At 67.3% G+C, this 294-nt stretch carries 1 pseudogene; it reads left to right on the forward strand.

Features of this window, described 5'->3' with window-relative positions:
- Positions 1-294: pseudogene (locus EN818_RS31985) on the forward strand (response regulator transcription factor); the annotation flags it as partial.

Raw genomic sequence — 294 nt, forward strand, 5'->3', positions numbered from 1 at the left:
GCGTGTTCCGCGAAGGGCGCTGCATCATCGACCGCGAGATCCGCGGCATCCAGCACCGCGTCCAGGACCGATTCGAGGGCATCACCGACGGCGAATATGAGAGCCTGATAGACATTGCGCTCGGCCTGACCGACCGGGCGATCGCGGCGCGGCGCGGCCTGTCGCTCCGCGGCGCGCAAATCCGCATCAAGCATGTCTACGACAAGCTCGGCATCGTGCCGCCGGAAGACGGCGCCGGCGAAGCGTCGGTCTTCAATTCGCGCACCCGCGCAATCTATCTCGCCATGGCGCGCG

It is taken from the genome of Mesorhizobium sp. M3A.F.Ca.ET.175.01.1.1, from assembly GCF_004791945.1.
Lineage (GTDB): Bacteria > Pseudomonadota > Alphaproteobacteria > Rhizobiales > Rhizobiaceae > Mesorhizobium.